Origin of the sequence: Pseudarthrobacter sp. NamB4 (assembly GCF_005796185.1) — a bacterium.
Lineage (GTDB): Bacteria > Actinomycetota > Actinomycetes > Actinomycetales > Micrococcaceae > Arthrobacter.
Window position 1 is genome coordinate 167731 of the sequence record NZ_VAHM01000001.1, and the last position, 23112, is coordinate 190842.

Below are 23112 nucleotides of genomic sequence, written 5' to 3' on the forward strand. Positions count from 1 at the left end.
GGGCGTCTATGTGATTAGCTAGGACCTACCCGTATGCCGGGGCATTCCGCGGCCATGACCTCACCCGGCTGGCTGTCCACAAGCATGGAAGGCTGCTGTAAATACAGTGGAAGATACATTGAAGATCGTCGTCCTGGTCAAGCATGTACCGGACGCCCAGTTTGACCGCCACCTCAACGGTGAGGGCTACACCACTGACCGCAACGAGAGCATCCTGTCAGAGCTTGACGAGTACGCGCTCGAGGCCGCGCTGCAGCTGGCCGAAGCCCGCGGCGGAGCCAAGGCAGGCAACCAGGTCATCGCGCTGAGCATGGGCCCCTCGGGCGCCGTCAACGCCATCAAGAAGGCGCTTCAGATTGGTGCCACGGAGGGCGTTCACCTCACCGACGATGCCCTGGCCGGCTCGGACGCCGCTGCTACCTCCCTGGCGTTGGCAGCAGCGATCAGGCACCTGGGCAGCGACGCCCCCGTGGACCTGGTCATCACAGGCATGGCGTCAACGGACGGTGAAACGTCGCTGGTTCCGGCGCAGCTGGCGGAACGGCTGGGCCTGCCCCAGGTCACCTTCGCCTCGTCGCTGCAGGTGGAGGGCGGCCGGCTCACCGCGCGCCGGGACGCGGACCTGTCCTCGGAGACAGTTGAGGCGCCGCTGCCGGCTGTCGTGTCCGTGACGGACCAGATCAACGAGCCCAGGTACCCCAACTTCAAAGGCATTATCGCCGCCAAGCGCAAGAGCATCACCACACTCTCGCTCGCCGACATCGGCGTGCAGCCTGCCCAGGTGGGTTTCTCAGGCTCCTGGACCAGCATCCTGGCTGCAGAGGAACGTCCGCCGCGCACCGCCGGCACCATCATCACCGACGAAGGCGACGCCGGCATCAAGCTTGTCGACTTCCTGGCCGCCCAGAAGCTGCTCTGAGAGGGACCACAGACATGGCAAAAGTACTTGTATTCATTGACAACCCCGGCGATGCGCTCAAGAAGAGCAGCCTTGAGCTGCTCACCCTGGGCCGCTCACTCGGTGAGACCGTGGTAGCCCTGAACGGCAAGCTGCACGACGACGTCGCGGCCGCCTTTGCGGAGTACGGCGTCGGCACCGTGCTGCTCCCCTCGGCGGAGGACCTCGACGACTTCCTCGTCGCCCCCAAGGCGGCCTACGTTGCTGCCGCAGCTGAGCAGGCCGGGGCCGGAGTCGTCCTGCTGGACAATTCCCCCGAGGGCAAAGAGATCGCCGCCCGCGTGGGCATCCGCCTGAATGCCGGCGTCATCACCGACGTCGTGGCAGTGGATGCGAACGGTACCGCCCACAAAGCGGTCCTGGCCGGCTCGTACAACACGTCCTGCAAGGCCACTACTCCCGTAAGCGTGTTGACGTTGAAGGCCAACAACGTAACCCCCGAACCGGCTGCCGCGCCCACCTCACCGGAAACCGTGACGGTTGAGGTTCCCGCCGGCAGCACGGCCGCTGCCGCCCGGATCACCGCACGGGAGCAGAAGGTCGCCAGCGGCCGGCCGGATCTCACTGACGCCCGCATCGTGGTGGCCGGCGGACGCGGACTTGACGGAGACTTCACCCCGGTGGAGGAACTTGCCGACGCGCTGGGAGCAGCCGTGGGTGCTTCCCGTGCAGCCACGGACGCCGGGTGGATCAGCCACGATGCGCAGGTGGGACAGACCGGAAAGACTGTGTCGCCCCAGCTCTACATTTCCGCAGGCATCTCCGGCGCGATCCAGCAGAAGGCCGGCATGCAGACGGCAAAGGTGATTGTCGCAGTGAACAAAGACGCTGAATCGCCCGTTTTCGAGATCGCGGACTTCGGTATTGTGGGTGACCTTTTCGATGTGCTCCCACAGGCCACAGCCGAGATCAAGAAGCGGAAAGGCTGATTTTTGACTGCCCTTCCTGAGCAGCCACGGAGCCCGTTCAACCCGGACGTACACCGGGTTGGGCGGGTGCTCTGTTTTGCGGCACACCCCGATGACGTCGACTTCGCTGCAGCGGGCACCATCGCTGCCTGGACAGCCGCCGGTGTCGACGTCAGCTATTGCATCATGACCGATGGCGACGCCGGAGGCTTCGACCCGGCGCACCGGGCCAACATCATCGCCATGCGGGACGCCGAACAGCGTCGCGCAGCCGAGCTCGTCGGGGTCACCGATATCCACTACCTCCACCAGCGCGACGGGTACCTGGAACCTTCGCACGAGGTGATGCAGGGAGTCGTTAAGCTGATCCGCGAAATCCGGCCCGACGTCGTGCTTTCCATGCACCCGGAACGGAACTGGAATCGGATACAGAAGAGCCACCCGGACCATCTGGCGGTGGGGGAGGCGGTGACGCGGGCCGTATACCCCGCCCTGGAAAACCCCTTCGCCTACCCGGAACTTGCCGCGGCCGGGCTTGAGGCCTACAAGCTGCCCTGGCTGTGGCTCTACGCCGGGCCGGAGGAACGGGAAAACCACTTCGTGGATGTCTCCGCGCACGTGGAAGCCAAGCTGCGCGCCATTCATGTCCACGTCAGCCAGCACCCGGACGTGGAAGCCATGGAGAAAACGGTCCGCCAGGGCATGCGGATCAACGCCGCCAGGGCCGGCTTCCCCGAAGGCAGCAGTGCCGAAGCCTTCCACGTTGTGGCCGTCAACGGGCCGGGAACCATCGCAGGGTTCTAGCCTGTTCGTCAAAGCCAGAGCGCCCCGCCCCGGTCCTTGACGGACCGGAGCGGGGCGCCGTTGTATTCCTGTTGCTGCCGCCTACGCACCCAGGGGAGCGGCGGCGACGGTGGGCAGCGTGGGGGACTGGGACCCGCCCGCCGGCTCCACTGTTATGCCCAGGGCTGCTGCGGAGGAGATCCCCTGCACCACCGCCGGCTTTGACAGCGCTTCCGCATCCATCAGGCCCTGGGACACCGGTGCCGAACCATCCTTGGGGATCAGCCACATCTGGTACACCTTGCCGGCAGGGGGCGCGGGAACACCATTCATTTTGACGACGGCGGCATCCTCCGACGGGGAGACCAGGACCGTGGCGGTTCCGCCGCCGGCCACATCCACCGAGGCTTCCCGCACGTCGTCCGCGCGGACCACCTGGTTGAGCGGATCGTTCTGGTCGGCAAGGTAGGAGCCCACGCCCACTCCGCCCAGGGCGATGGCCGCCGCAGCGGCAATTCCGGCGAGCCAGCGGCGGGTGCTGCCGGGCCGGCGCCGTTCCTCCCTAAGCTGGCGTACCTGTGCGAGCTCATCCATGCCGGCCGGCTGCGCCGGTTGGGCGTGCCCCGGCGCTGCGTAACCCGGTGCAGGGACCGCGGCTGGAGGGGAAGCTGCGGCGTCCGGCCGGCGTTCCTGCTCGGGAAGTTGTGCGACGATGCGGCCAAAGAGGTCAGCCGGGGGCTCCTCCTCCACGCGGAAGGTCCGGGCAAGAGTCTCCCTTGCCTGGCGTACACGTTCATCGAAGGCGCTTCGTTCCGCTGCCTGCGCGGCTGAGATGTACTCCTCGATCGCCTTGCGCTCCTCTTCCGTCACTGCGTCCAGGGCGTAGAGCTCGGCCAGGTCAACAGCCCGGCCGGAAGCCAGGTCCATGGCGACCGTGTCGCCGAACGAGCGGCCGTTGCGGCCGTGGTTGTTTTCTGTCATCTCAACTCACCCCCAGACAGGTTTTCAGGCGGATCAATCCGTCGCGGATACGGGATTTTATGGTGGGCACTGCTGCATGCAGGCGTTCTGCAACCTCCCGGTATGTGAGGCCGCCGTAGTAGGCCAGGCGCACCGATTCCTGCTGCGTTTCGGTCAGTGTTGCCAAGCACCTGACCACGGCCTCGGCTTCGAGCCTGCTTCCCACTTCGTCGGCCACGGCATCGTGGTCGATGTCCTGGCTGCTCGCGCCGTACTTGGCTTCACGGTCAGTGGCGGACTGCGTTGACCGCACCCTGTCCACAGCCCGGCGGTGGGAAATGGTCATCAGCCAGGAGAGCGGACTGCCCGCCGACGGATCAAACTTCGCCGCGTTCTGCCACACCTGCAGGAAGACCTCCTGCGTGGTGTCTTCGCTCAACTCGGGATCGATCAGCACGCGGCGGGCCATGCCGAAAACGCGGCGGGATGTCAGCTGGTAGAACTCCGCAAAGGCTGCCTGGTCGCCCCTGCCTATGCCTTCCAGCAGGGCCGAAAGCCGCTGACCGAGCTCCGCCGGCGGGTCTGTCACCGCAGCCGGGGCCTCGGAATGTGGAGCGTTGGGGGTATCCATCACTACCAAGCATAAGTCGCCGGACCGGGAATCCTCAGCAGTGCCGCCGGGTCTGCTGCGGGAGGTCCTGGAACCTGACTCCAGTAATGTCACCTGCAGCTCCTCGAACACGGTGGAATGTTGTCAGGAGTTATTCGGTACTGCCGCCGGGGTGGATTGCCCTGACGTGAAAAAGAACGGCTCCCGGGTGTTCTGCGCCCGGCGCTGCGGGCGCCATCCGCATCCGTCCGCGGCTTTGTCGCCTTAGGTTCTGGCGCCGGCGAACCCTTGCTGGCGCCAAGCCTCGTAGACGGCAATTGAGGCTGCGTTGGCCAGGTTCAGTGAGCGCAGCGCGGGCAGCATGGGCAGCCGGACGGTGGCTGTCACGTGCACATCCGCCTTCAGGTCCGCGGGCAGGCCCACGGACTCCCTGCCGAACATCAGGACATCACCCGGCTGGTAGGAGATGTCCGTGTAGCTGGCCGTCCCGTCCGAGGTAAACGCGTACACCCGTTCCGGCTGCAGGTGCTGCCAGGCATCCTCGATGTTCCGGTGTACGGTGACGACGGCAAGGTCATGGTAGTCAAGGCCCGCGCGGCGGAGCTTGGCGTCTGAGAAGTCGAACCCGAGCGGTTCCACCAGATGCAGCTCTGCCCCGGTGATGGCGGCCAGCCGGATGGCATTGCCGGTATTGCCTGGAATTTCGGGTTCGTGGAAAAGGATGCGGAACACGTTCCCATCCTAGCTACCCTGCGGGCAGAGGGCTGTCAGTGCATCCCGCGCAGCAACCTGGCCAGCACCGGTACGTTCACGGTGTTGGGCGCCGGGCCGGAGGCAAGGAATTCCTTGAGGCCGCGCACCATTCCGGCAGCGTTGACGATCTGGACGGAGTCCAGCGCGCCTGCTGACCGGCGGTAGTTATCAATGACCGGCTCGTGCAGGTTGCCGCCAGGGCTAAGCACCACGGTCCAGCCCGTAACGTTCAACTCGGGGAAGATGTCCTGCATCGCCCTCACCAGGTGGGCAAGCTGCGGCGGCGCAACGGCGCGGCCGCCATGGTTGAGCGTCCTGCCGTCCCACGCATAGGCGCCCTTGGGCAGCAGCATCGAGCCGATCAGTGCCAGCCGGTAACCGGACAGGACGGCGTGGTCGATGTGGCTGTTGTCAGCCGGGGACTGGAGGCCGTTGATAAGCCTGGCGGCCGGAATTGTGGGCAGGACCTGCCGGGTCAGGAGCTGCACGGTGCGCATCTCCCGCTGGATGCGTGCCTCTGCACCGAAGATTCCGCGTTTGCGCGGCATGCCGTGGACCTGCTGGCTGGCGAGTGCCAGCGGGATCAGCGGAACCCCGGTGTCCGGGGCGTCATATGGCGGGAGGTAGACCGGGGGGTCACCGGCGGTGTTGCGGGCGTTGCCCGTCCTGTGCACGGTGGCCGAAGCACGGCTTCCGGCCGGCGGTGCGTCGAAATGCGGTTCAGTGTCCGACTCCCCGTTGCGGAAGGTGCCGGCGGCATAGGAACGGTCATATGCCTTCCTGCGCACGGGATCAATGAGCGTCTCGTAAGCCCGGGTCACCCGCCGGAATGCTGCTGCATCGCCGCCGTGATCGGGGTGGGCGGTGCGGGCAGCCCGGCGGTAGGCCACCTTGATTTCCTTTTCGGTGGCGGTGACTGCCACCCTAAGCACCTGGTAGTAGGAGCTGCTGCTCTCGGTCAAGACCCATCCTTTTCCTGGTTCGGCCAGTCTTCGCGGGCCGGCCAGCACAGTTTAACGGCCTGTCCTGACAACGATGCTCCGGCCCCTCCCGGTTCCCCCGGCGCGGGATACGCCGTGCGTGTCACGAGCGGCGGCCCAACTCTGCATCGTCGTCGTGCGCCAGGACCTCTGGTCTCGTGCCTGCGCGGCCGCACCGGGCCCTGACCGTGCCGCCCTCGCTGCGGCCCGCGCCGACGTGGCCCGCTTCCTCCCTGTGCTCCCGCCGTCGAACTGGCCGCCGGCCCCTTCGTGGAGGCTGGACAGCTAGAATTGGGGGGTGCCCGTTTACCTCGATCATGCAGCCACCACCCCGCTTTCAGCGGAAGCCCTGGCCGCGCTGACGCGTGAACTTGCCCGGACCGGCAACCCCTCATCCCTGCACGGTTCCGGCCGCCGGGCCCGCCGCAGCGTGGAAGATGCGCGGGAGACCGTCGCGGCCGCGGCAGGTGCCCATCCCTCCGAGGTCATTTTCACCTCGGGCGGCACCGAATCAGACAACCTGGCCGTCAAGGGACTGTATTGGTCCCGGGTGGGGGAGAACCCTGCCCGGCGCCGCATCCTCTGCTCCGCCGTCGAACACCATGCCGTGCTGGACACCGTGGAGTGGCTGGAGCGCCACGAGGGCGCGGAGGTTACTTGGCTTCCCGTCAATGCCGACGGCGTGCTGGACCTTGCCGCCCTCGAGGCGGAACTGTCCCGCAAGCCGGACACCATCGCCCTGGTCACCGTGATGTGGGCCAACAACGAAGTGGGCACCATCCAGCCCATCAGCAGGATTGTGGAACTGGCACACGCCGCCGGCGTCCCCGTGCATTCGGATGCGGTCCAGGCATTCGGTTCCCTCCCGGTGGATTTCACGGCCTCCGGGCTTGACGCCATGTCCATCTCCGGCCACAAGATCGGGGGACCGGTAGGGGTTGGCGCCCTCCTGCTGGGGCGGGCGGTGAAACTGACTCCCGTCCAGCACGGCGGAGGCCAGGAGCGGGACGTCCGGTCCGGCACGCTGGACACAGCCTCCATTGCGGCGTTCGCGGCGGCAGCCGAAAAAGTCACGGCAACCTTGGGAGCCGAGTCTGCACGGATTGCCCGGCTGCGCAACCGCCTTATTGACGGCGTCCATGAACTGATCCCGGAAGCTGTCCTCCGCGGTGCCCCCGGGAACGGCAGGCTCCCCGGCAACGCACACTTCACCTTTCCTGGCTGCGAAGGGGACTCACTGTTGTTCCTCCTCGACCTCGCAGGCGTGGAATCCTCCACAGGATCGGCCTGCACGGCAGGCGTGCCGCGGCCTTCCCACGTGCTGCTGGCCATGGGCCTGGACGAGGACACCGCACGCGGAGCGCAGCGGTTCACCCTGGGGCACGCCTCAGTGGAGGCCGACGTCGATGCGCTGCTGGCTGCGCTGCCGGACGCCTACGCACGGGCGCGGCAGGCGGGCATGGCCGGGCGCGAGTCGTCGATCCAGACTGCAGGCACCATCGCCAGGTACGCCCGGGGCGGCAGCTGACCGCCCGGTTGGGGCCGCGGCTTTACACGAGGCCGTAGAATAGATAGGCGAAGATCGTTTCCGGGAGAACAGACCGGGCGGTCCGTACTTTCCCGGCCACTGGGCCGAAGCCTCTCCAACAGAAAGCAACCATGCGAGTTCTAGCAGCCATGAGCGGCGGAGTCGACTCCGCCGTTGCCGCCGCCCGCGCCGTGGAGGCGGGACACGACGTCGTCGGCGTCCACCTGGCACTGTCACGCATGCCCGGCACGCTCCGCACCGGAAGCCGGGGCTGCTGCACCATCGAAGATTCCCGTGACGCCTGGCGTGCCTGCGACGTCCTGGGCATTCCCTACTACGTCTGGGATTTCTCCGAGCGGTTCAAGGAAGACGTCGTCCAGGACTTCATCGATGAGTACGCAGCCGGCCGCACGCCCAACCCCTGCATGCGCTGCAACGAGCGGATCAAGTTTGCGGCACTGCTGGAAAAGGCCATCGCCCTGGGCTTCGACGCAGTGTGCACCGGCCACTACGCAAAGGTGATCGAGGACGCCGACGGCAACCGCGAACTCCACCGGGCGGCCGACTGGGCCAAGGACCAAAGCTACGTCCTGGGCGTCCTTACCCACGAGCAGCTCAAGCACTCAATGTTCCCGCTGGCTGACACGCCCTCGAAGGCCGAGGTGCGTGCCGAGGCAGAACGCCGCGGACTTTCAGTGGCCAACAAGCCCGACAGCCATGACATCTGCTTCATCCCGGACGGCGACACCGCCGGCTGGCTGGCCGAAAAGATCGACATGGCCGCCGGCGACATCGTGGATGAAACCGGCAGGAAGGTGGGCGAGCATCCCGGTGCCAATGCCTTCACCGTCGGCCAGCGCCGCGGGCTGAAGCTTGGCACGCCGGCGGCTGACGGCAAGCCCAGGTTCGTGCTGGAGATCCGGCCGAAGGAGAACAAGGTGGTGGTGGGCCCGGAGGCGCTGCTGGCCATCGACGAAATCCGCGGCATCAAGGTGTCATGGGCAGGCCTGCCCATTGCCGAGGTGGGGATCGGCGAACAGTTCGAATGCCATGCCCAGGTCAGGGCCCATGGCGACCCTGTCCCAGCCACCGCCCGCGTGGAACCGGCGGCAGACAACGGCGGCAGCCAGCTGGTGGTCCGGCTCGCCACCCCGTTGCGGGGAGTGGCCCCGGGGCAGACCGTGGTTCTGTACCAGGGCAGCCGCGTGCTGGGCCAGGCGACCATCGACGCCGCCCGCTCGCTCCAGCGTGCCGAGCTCTGATCCGGCCCCAAGAACACTTTCCAAGCACCGCCCCGGTTCCGCCGGGGCGGTGCTTTTTTATCAATGCCATGTTGCACGCCGTTCCTTGCCGCCGATCCACAGGGGGCGTGCACGGCACCGAAGTAAATTTTGTGTCTCAACTCACAAAATGGCCCGCTCTGAGTGTTGACTCTCTGATTGAATCTAGGCATCAGCACCGCGCGCTTCCCGCCTGAGCACATGCACCCATCAGCGGTCGGCGGGCGCGCTACCACTGCACCGGAACTGCTGGCAGTTTCCGGCAGCAGGCCCAGGATGGTGGCGGTGACCGTCTTGCCGGAGACGGACTCCCCCACGATCGCCAGCACTTCCCCCTTCCTGACCTCAAAGGCTGACGTCCTTGACGGCATGCACTGGACCGCCGTCGGTGGCGAAGTCACCTGAAGGTGGGCGATGTCGAGGACCGGACCGCCGCCGTCGGACTCCTGGCCTTGTCCAAAGCCGGCTCCGGACAAAGGATCTGTGTTGACGGCGGCAGATCGCCGAAGGCATCCGTGCCCATGGCGGCAGCGGGGGAAAGCGTATTTCCGCCAGGGAAGCGAAGTCGCGGGCCGTCGAAGCCCTCCGGAAGGTAGGCATCCCCGATCCGGAACACCGGGTCAATAACTACCCCCACCAGTTCTCGGGGGGACAGAAGCAGCGGGTGGTCATCGCCGCAGCCCTGGCCCTGAACCCGGGCCTGATCGTCGCCGATGAACCCACCACCGCGCTGGACGTCACAGTCCAGGCGGAAATCCTCGAACTCCTGCGGGACCTGCGCAACAAGTACGGGACGTCGATTGTGCTGATTACGCACAACATGGGAGTGGTGCGGACCTGGCCGACCGCGTGGTGGTCATGTACCAGGGGGACGTGGTGGAGGAAGCGCCGGCCCGCACCCTTTTTGCGGAACCCCGGCAGGACTACACCCGCAAGCTGCTCGCCGCGGTTCCGCACCTGGGCCACCACTCGGCCTCGGAGGGACTGACCAGCCGGGCGCACCAGGATGAAGAGGTGCTGGTGGAGGCCAACAACCTGATTATCGAGTACCCCGGCAGGTTGGGAACGCCTGCCTTCAAGGCGGTGGACCGGGTCAGCTTCACCCTGTCCCGGGGTGAAGTGTTCGGGCTGGTGGGCGAATCCGGTTCCGGCAAGACCACCATCGGACGCGCCATCGCCGGCCTTAACCGGACCACGGGCGGCAGCCTCAAAGTGCTGGGATACGAAATGCTCAATCTGCGCGAGCGCACGTTCAAGCCGCTGCGGAAGGACATCGGCTTCGTGTTCCAGGATCCGGCAGCATCCTTCAACCCGCAGCTGAGCATCGGGGACTGCATCGCCGAACCCATGGTCATCCACACAAAGCCAAGCCCGGCGCAGGCGCGCAAACGCGTCGGTGAGCTGCTCGAATCAGTCCAGCTGCCGTCGTCGTACGCGGGACGGTACCCGCACGAACTCTCCGGGGGCCAGCGCCAGCGCGCCTCCCTGGCACGGGCCCTCAGCCTCAGTCCGCGCGGCTGCTCATAGCGGATGAGCCGACATCGGCATTGGACGTATCGGTGCAGGCCAAGGTCCTCGAATTGTTCAGGGACATCCAGCAGGAGTTCGGCTTCGGCTGCCTCTTCATCAGCCACGACCTCGCGGTGGTTGACACCCTGTCCTCCTGGGTGGGCGTGCTGTACAAGGGCAGGCTGGTGGAGCAGGGCATCGGCAATCAGGTGATGGGAAACCCGCGGCACGACTACACGCGGCGCCTGATCGCATCACTGCCCGTGCCCGACCCGCAGGAACAGTCGAGGCGGCGGGAGGAACACCGGGCTCTGCTGGGCATCTGACGGGCCAGGGCGTTAAGCGCCGGTGCCGGATGCCGGCACCGGCGCTTACCAACAAATCCATTCCTGTGCCTGCCCATAGACTTGAACCATGACGCAGCACAACCCTCACACTCCGGACTCCGACGACTACGACCCCTCCGCCAGCTCCCTGGCGGGCCAGGTGGACAAGTCGGTGATGGCTGAACTGCTGTCCATCCGCTCCAGCATCGACAACATCGACGCCACCCTGGTCTACCTCCTGGCCGAGCGTTTCAAGGCCACCCAGAAGGTGGGCTTCCTCAAGGCCGCGCACCGGCTGCCCGCGGGCGACCCCGGCCGCGAAGCCGCCCAAATTGCCAGGCTCCGGCGCCTCGCCGAGGATGCCCACCTCGACCCTGCCTTCGCGGAAAAATTCCTCAACTTCATCATCGGCGAAGTCATCAGGCATCATGAGGCCATCGCAGAGGACCACCAGTCGGGCCCGGGCCAGCACCCGCAGGCTTCTGCCCTCGCGTGAGCATGGCCGGGCAGCACGAACATGCTCGGGGCGCCGCCCTGCAGCCGGCTCCGCCGCGTGAAGTAACGGCAACAGCGCTCGGGCCCTGGCCGGGCGACGATCCGCTGGAAGCGGCGAAAATCATCCGGGGCGAACTGGGCAGCCCCCACCTGCCGTTCCTGGCGGAACTGCCGGACCGGGGCGTGGGTTCGGACGCGCTGGGCCGGACCGCCTGCCTCCTTGAGGAGCTGGCCGTGGACGTCCAGCCTTACGGCTGGCGCCTGGTTGACCGGCCCGGCAAGGATTTCCGCCGGGCAACCTCGGCGCTTGCCACGGACATCAATGTCCTGGCGGACGTAGCCGGAGCCGAAGAAAAACCGGCAGCTGACATCAAGGTGCAGCTCATGGGGCCGCTCAGCCTTGCTGCTGGCCTGCACCTGCACAGCGGGGAACGGGCCCTCATCGACTATGGGGCGCGCCGGGACCTGGCCGCATCACTGGCTGCCGGCGTGGGGCGTTACCTCAGCCGTGTGGCCGCCGCCGTTCCGGGTGCCCGCCTGGCAGTACAGATCGACGAGCCGGACATCGCCGCGGTGTTCGCCGGCACCATCCCCACGTCCAGCGGTTACCGCACACTGCGGGCCGTACCGGGTGCAGAAGCACGGGAAGCGTGGCGCGTGGTCCTGGAGGCCCTGCGGGCTGCGGGCGCCGCGGAAGTGGTGATAGCCGTGCCTGAAATCGAGGCACCCTTCGAGCAGATCCTGGGTGCGGGCGCCGACGGCGTTGCGGTCCCCCTGCAGGCCCTGACCACCCGGCAGTGGGAGCAGCTGGCCGGTGCGGTGGAAGCGGGCAAGCGCCTATGGATAGGTGCCCTGGACGCACGAGGGACTACGCTGCCCAAGGTGGTTGACTGCGTTGAGGCGGTATGGCGCCCCTGGCGGCAGCTGGGTCTTTCCCCAACGGCACTCAGTGCCGTGCGGGTTACGCCGTCGCTGGGGCTCTCCGGACACACCCCGGCTGAGGCCACGGCAGTCCTGGGCCGGCTCACCCAGGTGGCGGACGGGCTGAACCAGTTGGCGCTGGGGTAGCCGGCGCGGTCTTACCCGGGGTGACTGGAGTCAGACCCGGTTTTCCCAACGTTCCGGCTGTGCGTAGCGCGGCAGGAAGCTCCGGGCGGAGCTTCCGCCCGTGTAGGGGCGCAGCCTGTAGTTGAAGCTGCCGGCGTAGACCAGCACCAGGCCGACCTGCGGCTGGATGACCTTCACCTGGATGCGGTGCCTTCCCCCGGTGCCTTCCGCAGGGTCCCACCACTGTTCCGCGTAGGCTTTGGCGTCCAGGGCGGCGGGCAAGGGAATACGGAGCGGGCCAAGGAACAGCCGCGAGGCGTCCGAAACGCCGCGGAGCCGTCCCTCCGCAGTGACGCCCAGGTTCAGGTCCGTGACCAGCCGCCGGTACCTGCCCACGTAGTCCACCAGCCGTGGCCCTCCGTTCCGGCCAGTCACACTCGTGGTGTCCTGGAAGATTCGGGTGCGCCCGGGGAAGCGGATCTCCCGCCTGGCAGTGAGGCTTGACCGGCCAAACGGGTCCTGGTGGGCGTGGTTCTCGATACGGAAAGGAATGTTTTCGCCGTACTCGGGAAAGAACGCCTCCTCCCCGGTGGTGAGCCGCAGCAAAGGGCGCAGCCACTCCTGCCGGCAGCCGACGACGTCGAACGTCCCTTCGCCCACTCCGTAGCGGCCGGAACCCGGCACCAGGGAAAAGTAGTCCTGTAGTTCCGGCTGCAGCCGGGAGAAGTCAGCGCCAAGGGCCTGCTGGTAGATGGGAAGGTTCAAGGGAGCCTCCTCTTGGAGAAAAACGGGAACAAGATGCTGTGACCTCACAATGTACCGGCAGCCTTTAGCCTGATGTACATGTCAGCCAGCCGAGGGGGCAGTTGATGGGGTTCGGCGTCCACGACTTCAACGCCGTGCTGCCGTAGCTCGGTGCTGATCGCGGCCCGCTGCAGGAGTGCCCGTTCGGCTGCGGCGGCACGGAAAACACCAGCTGCAGTGTCCCGTTCCTGCAGCATGGCTCCAAGTTGCGGGTCCAGAACGGCGGCCACCACCACCACGTGCTGGCGGGCCAGCTGCGCGGCGACGGGAAGAAGGCCTTCCTCCGGCGCGCCGCCGTCAAGGGACGTCAGCAGCACCACCAGGGAGCGGTGCGCGGACAGGGCCCGGACCTGCGCCGGGACCGCCGGCCAGTCCATCTCAATGAGTTCGGCCTCGAGCGGGGCCATGGCCTGGACCAGCTGGCCCAGGAGGTTGCCCTTCCCGGCAGATCCCGCCCTCGCACGCGTGCGCCGGTCGAAGGCGAGGAAATCCACCCGGTCACCGCCCCGCTCAGCAAGGACGCCCAGCAGGAGCGCGGCTTCCATCCCCGTATCGAGGCGGGTTTCGTCGTCGATCCTTGCTGCCGAGGTCCGTGAGGTATCCAGGACCATGACCACCCGCCGGTCGCGTTCAGGCCGCCATGTCCGCACCACTACTGCCGAACGCCGGGCAGTGGCCCGCCAGTCGATGGACCGGACGTCGTCGCCCCTGACGTAGTCGCGCAGGGAATCGAACTCAGTGCCGGCGCCGCGGATCTGGACGGCCGCCTTGCCGTCGAGCTCGCGGAGCTTGCGCAACTTCGAGGGCAGGTGCCGGCGGGAATGAAACGGCGGGAGGACACGCAGCGAGCCGGGGCACGCCAGCGTCCGTTGGCGTGCCGCGAGCAGCAGGGGGCCAAAGGAGCGAAGGGTGACGTGCGGGGCCTTGAGGTCGCCCCGCCGCGCAGGCCGCAGCCGCACTGTCACCCGGCGGCTTTCTGCTGCCGGGACGCTTATTTTCTGGACTGCGTTCTGGGCGCCCGCCGAGGGCTGCCAGGCATCGCGGAGGATGCCCCGGAGTCGGCGGCTGCCGTCGTTTCCCACGGTGAGCACGGCATCGGCGGACGAGTGCAGGGTGACGTTTCCGGGCTCGGAGCGCGTGACGCGGACCTGGCGCAGCGAGGCTGCCAGCAGCAGGTCAAGCGCCGCCAGCCCCGCGAGTACTGCAGCCACCAGCAGCACCGTACCCCAGCCGGGCAGCAGCAGGACCGGCACCAGGCCCAGCAGTACCAGCAACACGTAACGGCCCGAGATGGCCATCAGCGTGGAACGGGCACGGAGGACAGGATGCTGCCCAGTACGTCATCCACCCGTACGCCGTCCATCTGCGCTTCCGGCTGCAGTGCCACCCGGTGCCGCAGGCAGGGGAGCGCCAGGGCTTTGACATCATCAGGCGTGACAAAACCGCGGCCGGACAGCCAGGCCCAGGACCTGGACGTGTTCAGCAGGGCTGTGGCACCACGGGGCGAAACGCCCAGCAGGAAGGAAGGGGCAGAACGCGTCGCGCGCACCAGGTCAACAATGTAGGCGATGATCTCCGGGTCCACCGCCACCGAAGCCACCGCCTGCCGCGCCCGTGCCAGCTCCGCGGCGCCTGCCACGGCCCGGACGCCGGCAGCTTCGAGGTCGCGTGGATCGAAGCCGGCAGCATGCCGCCGGATGACCTCCATCTCGTCCTGGCGCCCCGGCAGGGGCATGGTGAGCTTGAGCAGGAACCGGTCCAGCTGCGCCTCCGGCAGGGGATAGGTGCCTTCATACTCCACCGGGTTCTGCGTGGCAGCAACGAGGAACGGCGCGGGCAGCGGCCGGGACTCTCCGTCCACCGATACCTGCCGTTCCTCCATGGCCTCCAGCAGGGACGCCTGGGTCTTGGGCGGCGTCCGGTTGATCTCGTCCGCCAGCAGGATATTGGTGAAGACCGGCCCCTCCCGGAAGGTGAACTCCGAGGTGTGCGAGTCATAGACCAGCGAACCCGTCACGTCACCGGGCATCAGGTCAGGGGTGAACTGCACACGCTTCGTATCCAGGCTCAGCGCCGCCGACATTGCCCGCACCAGCAGCGTCTTGGCAACGCCCGGCACGCCCTCCAGCAGCACGTGCCCTTGGGAGAGCAGCGCAATCAGGAGCCCGGTAACTGTGGCGTCCTGCCCTACCACGGCCTTCGCCACCTCATGCCGCACGTCAAGAAGGGCCTGCCGGGCGGCATCATGATCCATGTGGTCCAGCACGCTGGGCCCGCTGCCTTGCTCGCTCATCGGCTTTTGACTTCTTTCTCTAGGTTGTCCAGCTCACGCGACCAGGCCACAAGCCTCGCCTCGGTGCCGGGTTGTTCATTGACAAGTTCCCGTATTCTGCCGACCGGCCGATGCAGGAAGCGGGCAACGGCGTCAATCACCGGGTCAGCAGTGGCAACTGGACCCAGCCGCAGGTGCCCCGAGAGCCGGACCAGGGTGCCGGCGCGGAGGTTGTCCCGGGCCTGGTCCAGGGCCCGGGAATCGTGATAGAGCCGGGCCCGCCCCTCTGCGGTCTCCACTGCCTTCACCACCACCGGCAAGGGCTCAAACACCAGCGGTCCAAGCCTCCTGCCGCGCCACGCCACGGCAGCCAGGGCAACCATCATGAGCCATGGCCCCAGGAAGCGCACCCAGTCCGGGGCGAGGTCATCAAGGGTCCCGGGGGAACCGGCAGTGTCCAGGTCCTCCAGGGTCGGGAGGTACCAGACGAGGTCCTTGGAGGAGCCGAGAATCCGGATGGCCAGCGCGGCATGGCCCAGGTCGTCCAGCCGGCCGTTGCCGAGGACAGAAGTGCTTCCCAGTACGGTCAGCCGCCCGTCAGCACTGACGGCCAGAAGGCCGGCGGCCGAACCGGCGGGCCGGTAGCAGGCCGTACCGCCCTCGTACAGGAAACCGGAGTCTCCGGAAACGCGCCCGGCGGCTTCGGCGTCCGGAAGGGAACATCCGGGATCCAGGGCGGGGGAGGCATCCGGCACCACCCCTGCCTGCCGGATATCGCTGTCCAGCGGGGCCAGCGTCTGGAGCCTGGGCGACACCAGCACCACCCGCTCCGCCGCAGCCATCAGCGACAGGAGCCGGGGCTCATCGAGGAAGCCGTTCCGGTCATACAGCAGGAGGGTGGGTGAGGGTGCCGACTGCAATGACTCCATGGCCGCCTCAAAATCCCCGACATCGTGCACAGCCACGCCATGCCTCCCGAGGACCTGCGTGACCGCCCGGGCACCCTCGCGGCCTGCGTTGTTGACGGACAACGGCACGGTGTCACCTTTCGGGGCGAACTGCGTCCACAGGGCCAGCGCCAAGGCGGCGGTCACGACGGCATAGAGGGCAGCATGGACGCGGTGCCGCCTGAGCCACTCCAACGGGTTCTTTCCGTGGCTGGGTTCCTGGTCTGGATGGCGGCCCGGCCGGGTTGCGGCGGGTGCAGGGACGCCCGTCACGGCAGTGCCGCCGGGTTAAAGTGGACCTCTCCCTGGTGTCCCTCTTCCTGCTGCCCCTGTTCCTGTTGGCCGCTGCTGCGCACCGGCTTGAGGGCCTCAAGGGCGGCGTCCAGGGCAGCCATCATGTCGTAGTCCCCAGGGCCTGCGGACCAGTTGCCGTAACGGACGGCATCAAAAGTCGCGGCGGCCCTGTGCAGCCGCTGCCCTTCCCCGCTGAACTGGATTGCAAGATCGCGGGCCACCTCATCCGCCGTCCGGCCAGGTTGCGGGTCCAGGATAGTGCGGCCTTCGGCGGAGCGGACCAGGGCACGGAAACGGTCGACGACGGCGTCCCCCCACTTGCCGGCCACGGCGGAAGCTTCCGCGCGCTGCCTGTAGTCGCCGGGAGTCAGCACGCTGTCGGGTTCGAATAGCTCTTGCGCCCGCCGCGCCTTCGGATTCAAACGCGGTTTGGCGATGATCACTGCTGCCGCTATGACCACGGCGATCACGATGCCAATGACAGGGCTTGGCAGTGTGCTTCCGGCCTCCGCCGGGCCATCCAGGGACTGGAGCCAGTCCGTGAAGTCTTCCCAGAGCGACTGAAGCCAGCTGGGGGCTGCTTCCCGGTACTCCGGCTTTGCAAGTTCCTCCACTGCCCAGCGCCGGGCTTCCTCTGCGCCGGGCAGCACCGGAGGTTCAGCGGCCACCCGGCCAGGCCCCTGCCGCCGGTCCGGTACCGGGATCCCAGCCAGGCTTGTGCATCACCTGGCTGCGGCCCGGAATGCCGTCCGGATCCGCTCCCGATTCCAGCAGGCGGAGCAGCGAAATGTCCAGCCCGTCCTTCCGCATCCGCAGGTCCATGTAGATCAGGGCCATGACGGAAGTCTGGAAGGCGTAGCCCAACGCGCCTGCAAGTGCCCCGAGGAGTGCGGTGATGATGCCTACCGCCACAGCGACGCCCACTGCCTGCTCATTGCCGCCGTGGGGGGAAACCACGCCGGCCAGCAGCGGGGGCAGCAGGCTGACGGGAATCATGACCACCTGGCTGACGATGCCCACCATGATGCCGACCACAACGGTAATCCCGAAGATCCGCCACCAGTTGGCCCTGGTCAGCTCCCAGGACCGGCGCAAGGCGTTCAGGGCTCCAAGTTCCTCGACGACGACGGCGGCGGGGGCCACGAGCAGTTTGATGTAGATCCAGATGTATAAGGCAACGCATCCCAGGAACAGTGGGATGAGCAGCAGGACGCCCGCCCCTTCCATGCCGGCGATCAGTGCGACCACCAACGCTGCAGGAACGGCGGCTGCCAGCAGGACCGCGGCCATCAGCAGGGCAGCCAGCCGGATCAGTGCCCCGGCCCTGGGACGTGCCAGGGCCCACATCTGCCGGAAACCCGTGGGCCGGTTGAGGATGGAACGCGCCACCGGCACCACCATGGCCCCCTGCAGCACCGACGCAAGGAACACGGTCAGCACAGTGACAAGCAGGATGGCCGCCACGAATCCGAAGCCGAGCGCGGAGAGGTCGGCGGGGCTGGCGCTGTCCGCCCAGGCTTCGATGGAACCCATGGAGGTTGCGGTAACGGCAGCCAGGACAGCGGTAAGAATCGCGGCCACGGACTGGACCAGCAGGGAAGCGCCGAGCATGGCCTTGGCGTTGCGCCTGATCGTTTGGAAGGAACCGTCCATGATCTCCCCGAACATCAGGGGGCGCAGGGGAACAATGCCGGGCTTCGGGGGTGCCACATAGCGTTGCTGGCCGAAGGGGGAGCCCTGGTTCGGATACGCGTAGGGGTAGCCGGGCTGCTGGTGGCCGGGTTGCTGGTGGCCGGAGTGCCGTGGGTCAGGATACGAAGTGCCGGGAGACTGGGGGCCGGGAGGGTATGCACCCGCATGCGGGGGATGCTGCGCAGCCGGGTTCTGGCTGCCGGGCTGGCCCCAGGACTGCTGTTGCCACGACGGCGGACCCCATGCCGGCGGACCCCAGGGCTGCTGGCCTTGGGGCTGCTGCGGTTCCGGCTGCTGCCACGGGCGCTGCTTAAAGGGCGGTTGCTGTGTGGGCGGGTGCTGTGACAGCGGCTCTTGCTCCCCAGGCGCCTGGCGCCGATCCTTTGCCGCCTGGCCGTCCGAATCCTCTTCTGACACCCTGTTCCTTCCCCCGTAGCGGTCCGCCCCTGGACGCGGCGCCCGTGCCGCACGCTGTGGTGGGGCGCCGGGAACGTGTGGCGTGGCTCCAGCCTATAGTTCCGGCGTCGGGCATCCTAGCGCCCCGCCATGCCGGAGGGCGCTGAACAGGACAAAGCCATCCGGATAAGGGAATATATAACTATGAAGGCACGCATTCTGGTGGTAGATGATGATGAAGCGCTGGCCGAAATGATTGGAATTGTTCTCCGCAATGACGGCTTCGAGCCGGTGTTTTGCGCCGATGGCGCCCAGGCGCTTGACGTATTCCGGTCATCGCGGCCGGACCTTGTGCTGCTGGACCTCATGCTTCCGGGCGTGGACGGCATCGAGGTCTGCCGGCAGATCCGTGGGGAGTCGGATGTGCCGATCGTCATGCTTACCGCCAAGGCGGACACGTCCGACGTCGTGCGCGGGCTTGAATCCGGCGCCGACGACTACGTGCCCAAGCCCTTCAAGCCGGCAGAGCTGGTGGCCCGGGTTCGTGCCCGGCTCCGGCCCGGCGAACAGAAGGCTCCCGAGACGCTGCGCATCGGCGACATCACCATTGATGTCGCCGGGCACACGGTAAGCCGGGGGAACGAGCGAATTTCCCTGACCCCGTTGGAGTTTGACCTCCTGGTTGCCCTGGCGCGCAAGCCATGGCAGGTATTCACCCGTGAGCTGTTGCTCGAGCAGGTCTGGGGCTACCGCCATGCCGCTGACACCCGCCTTGTGAACGTCCATGTCCAGCGACTCCGTTCCAAGATCGAGCAGGATCCGGAAGCTCCGGAAGTCGTATTGACGGTGCGTGGTGTCGGCTACAAAGCAGGGGCCTGATCCCGCGGCGAAAGACGGTGCACCCGGTCCGGGCGCGCCCAGTCCCGCGAGCCATCCGGCTGCCGGAGGTACTCCCGGCCCGCACGGCGGTCCGCCCCCTGCTCCGGAACATACTGACGCCGTCAGCCCAGGCCTGAGGCGCCTCGCGTTCCGTGCCCACCTCTGGCAGCGCCGCGCTTTGATCGTCAGCCTGCGCGTTGCACGGCTGGTGGCTACCGGCTTCCGTCGTTTCCTTCCTGCCCTCCGCTACATCGCGCGGTCCCTTCACCAGCGCTGGCGCCGTTCCCTGCAGTTCCGCACCGTCCTCACCACGCTCCTCCTCGCCGTCACCTCGTTCGCCGTGGTAGGCGCCTACCTGTCCAACCAGATCGCCAATAACCTTTTCCAGGAGCGGCTGACCCAGGCGGAGTCGGAGACCCGCTACAACGTCAAACAGGTCCAGGACACGTTCGACGGCGCCCAGGTCACCGATCAGTCCAGTGTGATCACCCTGGTCTATGACACCCTCAACGCCGTGGAGGGCCGCGGCTCGGTAATCCAGCGCCGGTATGTCTTCGAGGCCATGCCGGAACAGACCAAGCCGCGGAACCGGTGGGTGGAATCGCGGGCATCGGACCAGCTCACGGTCAGCGTCATTCCGCCTGAACTCCGCAAGGCGGTGCAGGAGTCCGGGAAGGACCAGTACTGGGCATCCACGGTCATTCCGGTGGGGACCGAGGACCGCCCGGGCATCGCGGTAGGCAACAAAGTGACCTTCAACGGCACCGTATATGAGCTGTACCTGATCTACGACCTCAACACCGCGCAGCAGACGCTGGATGAGATCCAAAGCGTGCTCTGGGCCGGCGGAGCAGTGCTGGTGCTGCTGATCGGCGCCGTCGCGTGGTACGTCACCCGGAACGTTGTCAGTCCGGTGAGCCACGCCGCGATGGTTTCGGAGAAGCTCGCCGCGGGCCAGTTGCAGGAGCGGATGGTGGTCCGGGGAGAGGACGAGGTGGCACGCCTGGGGGCTTCCTTCAACCACATGGCGGCGAGCCTCCAGGAACAGATCACCCAGCTGGCTACCCTCTCTCAGATGCAGCAGCGGTTTGTCTCCGACGTCTCGCATGAACTGCGGACACCCCTGACCACCGTCCGGATGGCAGCAGAGGTCCTCTATGAAGCCCGCGACGATTTTGACCCCATCAACAAGCGGTCAGCCGAGCTGCTCTACCACCAGGTGGAACGCTTCCAGTCGCTGCTGTCGGACCTGCTCGAAATCTCACGCTTCGACGCAGGCGTGGCGGTGCTGGACGCCGAGCCGGAGGACATCCTCCAGGTCATCGCCCATGTCATCGAGGGTGCGTCGCCCGTGGCGGAGCAATACGGTTCAAAGATCGTTCTGACCGCGCCGGAGGGCCCCATCATTGTGGATATGGATGCCCGCCGCATCGACAGGATCCTGCGGAACCTGATCCTGAACGCAGTTGAACACGGCGAAGGGAAACCGGTGAATATCACGGTGGCAGCCAGCCGGACCGCCGTGGGGGTGGCCGTCAGGGACCATGGCATTGGCATGGCGCCGGCTGAAGCGGCACGCGTCTTTGACAGATTTTGGCGGGCAGATCCTGCACGTGCCCGCACCACCGGCGGAAGCGGCCTTGGCCTGTCCATCGCCATGGAAGACACGAAGCTGCACAACGGATGGCTGCAGGCCTGGGGCAAGAAGGGCAGCGGCGCAAACTTCCGGCTGACGCTGCCGCTTCGGCAGGGGGAAGAGATCGACAAATCACCAGTGCAGCTGGAGCCGGAGGATATTGTCCTCCCGGGCGAGCCTGGCAACAGGAATATGCTGGTTCTGGGAACCGGTGCCGGAGCCCGCACTCCGACGCCTGCCCCGGCGCCCGTTCCTCCGCCGAGGGAGGGAACGTAATGGGCCATGCCGGCCGCCTGCGCCAGCAACGGGAAAAGGCCAGGCTCACTGCTTCCCTGTTGGTCCTTATGCTCGTCCTGGTGGCCGGCTGTGCCCGCATCCCAACCTCCGGGCCGGTTGGCAAGAGCAGCGAGGGCAGCGCGGGTAACCTCAGCGCGCCCGTGTTCCTGCCGGCCGCGCCCCAGCCTGGCGCCTCACCGGAAACCATCATCGACTACTTCTACCGGGCCGGCAGCGGCTACGAGGACGACTACGCTGTTGCGCGCCAGTACCTGACGCAGGCCTCTTCAGTTGCGTGGAAACCGGACCAGCGTGCCCTGGTGTACCGGGAGGCGCGGGTGGTGGCCACAGGGACCGAAAACGTCTACAACTATGAGCTCGATGTCGCGTATACGGTGGACGTCGACGGCATTGCCACCCAATCGCCCAAGGGAACCATCGAGAATATACCGGTGACCGTTACCCAGGTGGACGGGGAATGGCGCATTTCCGCCATTCCCAACGGCACCGCCATCGCCGAGGAAACGTTCAAGGTGATCTACGGGGCCTACCCGATCTACTTCTACGACCCCACCTTCACGTTTGCTGTCCCGGACGTCCGCTGGTTCATCAGGAACAAAACGGTCAAAGCAATGACCAGTGCGCTGCTGGCCGGACCCGCACCCTACCTTCGGGGCGCGGTGGCCAGTGCCTTCCCCTCCGGCATCAGGCTGGCGCGGGAGTCCGTTCCCGTCGTGTCCGGGGCGGCCCAGGTGGACCTGACGGCCAAAGAGTTGATGGAAACGTCCCCGGAAGACCGCCTGCGGATGCAGATGCAGTTGACGCTGACGTTCCGCAGCCAGCCCGACGTCGTCAACGTCGAACTCCGCGCCGACCAGGACCTGGTGCGGGTGGAGGACAACGGGGCCGTGCTTCCGCCGGTGCAGGACAAGAGCGTGCCGTCCCGCCAGATTGCCGTCAGCGGCAACGAGCTGGTGCGGTACGAAAACAACAGGGTTTCTCCGCTGCCGGACATGCAGCCCGTGTCCTCCCTCACTCCCAGGCTCCCGGCAGAATCCCCGGTGTCGCAGACTGCTGCCTTCCTCAATGACAGCCGCACCACGCTCTACAGCATCAGTCCGGGGCAGCCGGCCAGGGCGCTCACCACGCGGAGCGTCCTGAGCAGGCCCTCCTTTGGGCTCAACGAATGGGTGTGGTCTGCCGGGCCGGGAGCCGCGGGCGGCACCGAAGTAGTGGCGTTCCGCCCGGCAGGGATTGCCGAAGGCGCCTCCGTGCCCGCGGTTACCCTCTCGCCGGCCTGGCTGGCGAGACGGACGGTCAAGGAGTTCAGGATTTCCAGGGAGGGGGTCCGTGCGCTGGTCATATCGGAACAGAACGGGAATACGCGGGTGCAGGTGACCGGGATTATCAGGGCGGGTGATGGAACACCGCGCGAGCTGACGCCTCCCATCACCCTTGCAACCGACGGCAACCCCGACCAGGGCGCCTGGGTCAATGACACAACCATTGCAGTGATGAAGGGGGCGCCGGCATCGAATGTTACCCCTGAGCTGCTGTCACTTACCTCCGGGCAGCCACAGCAGCTGGCGCCATGGCCCGGTCTCGTGGCGCTGAGCGCGGGCAACGGGGCTGAAGAAATTTACGCCCAATCCGCAGAGGGCATTTTCCAGCGCCTGGGCAACGGGTGGTCACCCCAGATCAAGGGGCCTGTCGATCCTTCGTTTCCAGGCTGAGGTCCCTTGGGGACGGCAGGAATTCCCCATGCAGGACTTCAATCCT

The 23112-nt window shown here is 66.9% G+C and carries 20 protein-coding genes and 2 pseudogenes; 11 read left to right on the top strand and 11 right to left on the bottom strand.

The annotated features are described in order from the left end of the window. Positions 1-118: 118 nt before the first annotated feature. From FDW81_RS00735 to FDW81_RS00745, 3 genes are read left to right on the top strand one after another with little or no spacing between them, the layout of a single operon-like run. Positions 119-919 (top strand): electron transfer flavoprotein subunit beta/FixA family protein, encoded by an 801-nt coding sequence (locus FDW81_RS00735; RefSeq protein WP_138132359.1) that lies wholly within the window; start codon positions 119-121, stop codon positions 917-919. Positions 920-933: 14 nt separating this feature from the next. Beyond that, entirely contained in the window at positions 934-1887 is a 954-nt protein-coding gene (locus FDW81_RS00740; RefSeq protein ID WP_138132112.1) for an electron transfer flavoprotein subunit alpha/FixB family protein, read from the top strand. 3 nt (positions 1888-1890) lie between these two features. After that, positions 1891-2670 (top strand): PIG-L deacetylase family protein, encoded by a 780-nt coding sequence (locus FDW81_RS00745; RefSeq protein WP_138132114.1) that lies wholly within the window; start codon positions 1891-1893, stop codon positions 2668-2670. Positions 2671-2751: 81 nt separating this feature from the next. Here FDW81_RS00745 and FDW81_RS00750 read toward each other — a convergent pair whose 3' ends face one another. From FDW81_RS00750 to FDW81_RS00765, 4 genes are all read right to left on the bottom strand, one after another. Continuing rightward, positions 2752-3630 (bottom strand): anti-sigma factor domain-containing protein, encoded by an 879-nt coding sequence (locus FDW81_RS00750; RefSeq protein ID WP_138132116.1) that lies wholly within the window; start codon positions 3628-3630, stop codon positions 2752-2754. Position 3631: 1 nt separating this feature from the next. Further along, complete coding sequence (gene sigK / locus FDW81_RS00755; protein WP_138132118.1) at positions 3632-4240, bottom strand: ECF RNA polymerase sigma factor SigK; 609 nt, start codon at positions 4238-4240, stop codon at positions 3632-3634. A 243-nt stretch (positions 4241-4483) separates the two neighbouring features. Continuing rightward, a complete protein-coding gene (locus tag FDW81_RS00760; protein ID WP_138132120.1) occupies positions 4484-4951 on the bottom strand; it encodes a tRNA (cytidine(34)-2'-O)-methyltransferase in 468 nt (155 codons plus the stop codon). 35 nt (positions 4952-4986) lie between these two features. Then, positions 4987-5934, bottom strand: a complete 948-nt coding sequence (locus FDW81_RS00765; protein ID WP_138132122.1) for a J domain-containing protein — start codon at positions 5932-5934, stop codon at positions 4987-4989. Positions 5935-6250: 316 nt separating this feature from the next. Between FDW81_RS00765 and FDW81_RS00770 the strand changes: the two genes are divergently transcribed. After that, on the top strand, positions 6251-7480 hold the full coding sequence (locus FDW81_RS00770; RefSeq protein WP_138132124.1) for a cysteine desulfurase family protein: 1230 nt from the start codon (positions 6251-6253) through the stop codon (positions 7478-7480). Positions 7481-7611: 131 nt separating this feature from the next. Continuing rightward, entirely contained in the window at positions 7612-8742 is a 1131-nt protein-coding gene (gene mnmA, locus FDW81_RS00775; protein ID WP_138132126.1) for a tRNA 2-thiouridine(34) synthase MnmA, read from the top strand. Positions 8743-8990: 248 nt separating this feature from the next. Here mnmA and FDW81_RS18265 read toward each other — a convergent pair. Then, positions 8991-9236, bottom strand: a pseudogene (locus FDW81_RS18265) (ATP-binding cassette domain-containing protein); the annotation flags it as partial. A 20-nt stretch (positions 9237-9256) separates the two neighbouring features. On the opposite strand from FDW81_RS18265, the pseudogene FDW81_RS18270 reads away from it, so the two are divergent. The 3 genes and pseudogenes from FDW81_RS18270 to FDW81_RS00795 form a co-directional block, all read left to right on the top strand. Further along, positions 9257-10595 (top strand): annotated as a pseudogene (locus FDW81_RS18270) (dipeptide ABC transporter ATP-binding protein); the annotation flags it as partial. Positions 10596-10683: 88 nt separating this feature from the next. After that, positions 10684-11091 carry a chorismate mutase gene (locus FDW81_RS00790; RefSeq protein WP_138132128.1) on the top strand — a complete coding sequence of 136 codons (408 nt, stop codon included), beginning with the start codon at positions 10684-10686 and terminating at the stop codon, positions 11089-11091. Positions 11092-11093: 2 nt separating this feature from the next. Continuing rightward, entirely contained in the window at positions 11094-12158 is a 1065-nt protein-coding gene (locus tag FDW81_RS00795) for a hypothetical protein (protein ID WP_171027073.1), read from the top strand. A 30-nt stretch (positions 12159-12188) separates the two neighbouring features. On the opposite strand, the gene FDW81_RS00800 is transcribed toward FDW81_RS00795, so the two are convergent. From FDW81_RS00800 to FDW81_RS00825, 6 genes are all read right to left on the bottom strand, one after another. Next, positions 12189-12902: a DUF4166 domain-containing protein gene (locus FDW81_RS00800; RefSeq protein WP_138132130.1), complete on the bottom strand. Its 714-nt coding sequence runs from the start codon at positions 12900-12902 to the stop codon at positions 12189-12191. A 44-nt stretch (positions 12903-12946) separates the two neighbouring features. Further along, positions 12947-14239 carry a DUF58 domain-containing protein gene (locus FDW81_RS00805; protein ID WP_138132133.1) on the bottom strand — a complete coding sequence of 431 codons (1293 nt, stop codon included), beginning with the start codon at positions 14237-14239 and terminating at the stop codon, positions 12947-12949. Next, entirely contained in the window at positions 14239-15234 is a 996-nt protein-coding gene (locus tag FDW81_RS00810) for a MoxR family ATPase (protein WP_138132135.1), read from the bottom strand. The genes FDW81_RS00805 and FDW81_RS00810 overlap by 1 nt, the downstream gene beginning before the upstream one ends. Then, entirely contained in the window at positions 15231-16355 is a 1125-nt protein-coding gene (locus FDW81_RS00815; RefSeq protein ID WP_138132137.1) for a DUF4350 domain-containing protein, read from the bottom strand. The genes FDW81_RS00810 and FDW81_RS00815 overlap by 4 nt, the downstream gene beginning before the upstream one ends. 74 nt (positions 16356-16429) lie before the next feature. Then, entirely contained in the window at positions 16430-17122 is a 693-nt protein-coding gene (locus tag FDW81_RS00820; protein WP_138132139.1) for a DUF4129 domain-containing protein, read from the bottom strand. Continuing rightward, on the bottom strand, positions 17112-18164 hold the full coding sequence (locus tag FDW81_RS00825) for a hypothetical protein (protein WP_138132141.1): 1053 nt from the start codon (positions 18162-18164) through the stop codon (positions 17112-17114). Before FDW81_RS00825 ends, FDW81_RS00820 begins: the two co-directional genes overlap by 11 nt. Positions 18165-18746: 582 nt before the next feature. On the opposite strand from FDW81_RS00825, the gene mtrA reads away from it, so the two are divergent. From mtrA to FDW81_RS00840, 3 genes are all read left to right on the top strand, one after another. Further along, positions 18747-19421, top strand: coding sequence for an MtrAB system response regulator MtrA (mtrA, locus tag FDW81_RS00830; RefSeq protein WP_138132144.1), 675 nt, complete (start codon positions 18747-18749; stop codon positions 19419-19421). Positions 19422-19554: 133 nt separating this feature from the next. Further along, on the top strand, positions 19555-21333 hold the full coding sequence (gene mtrB, locus FDW81_RS00835) for an MtrAB system histidine kinase MtrB (protein WP_370278649.1): 1779 nt from the start codon (positions 19555-19557) through the stop codon (positions 21331-21333). Further along, positions 21333-23066: an LpqB family beta-propeller domain-containing protein gene (locus tag FDW81_RS00840; RefSeq protein ID WP_138132150.1), complete on the top strand. Its 1734-nt coding sequence runs from the start codon at positions 21333-21335 to the stop codon at positions 23064-23066. The genes mtrB and FDW81_RS00840 overlap by 1 nt, the downstream gene beginning before the upstream one ends. The last annotated feature ends 46 nt before the right edge of the window (positions 23067-23112 follow it).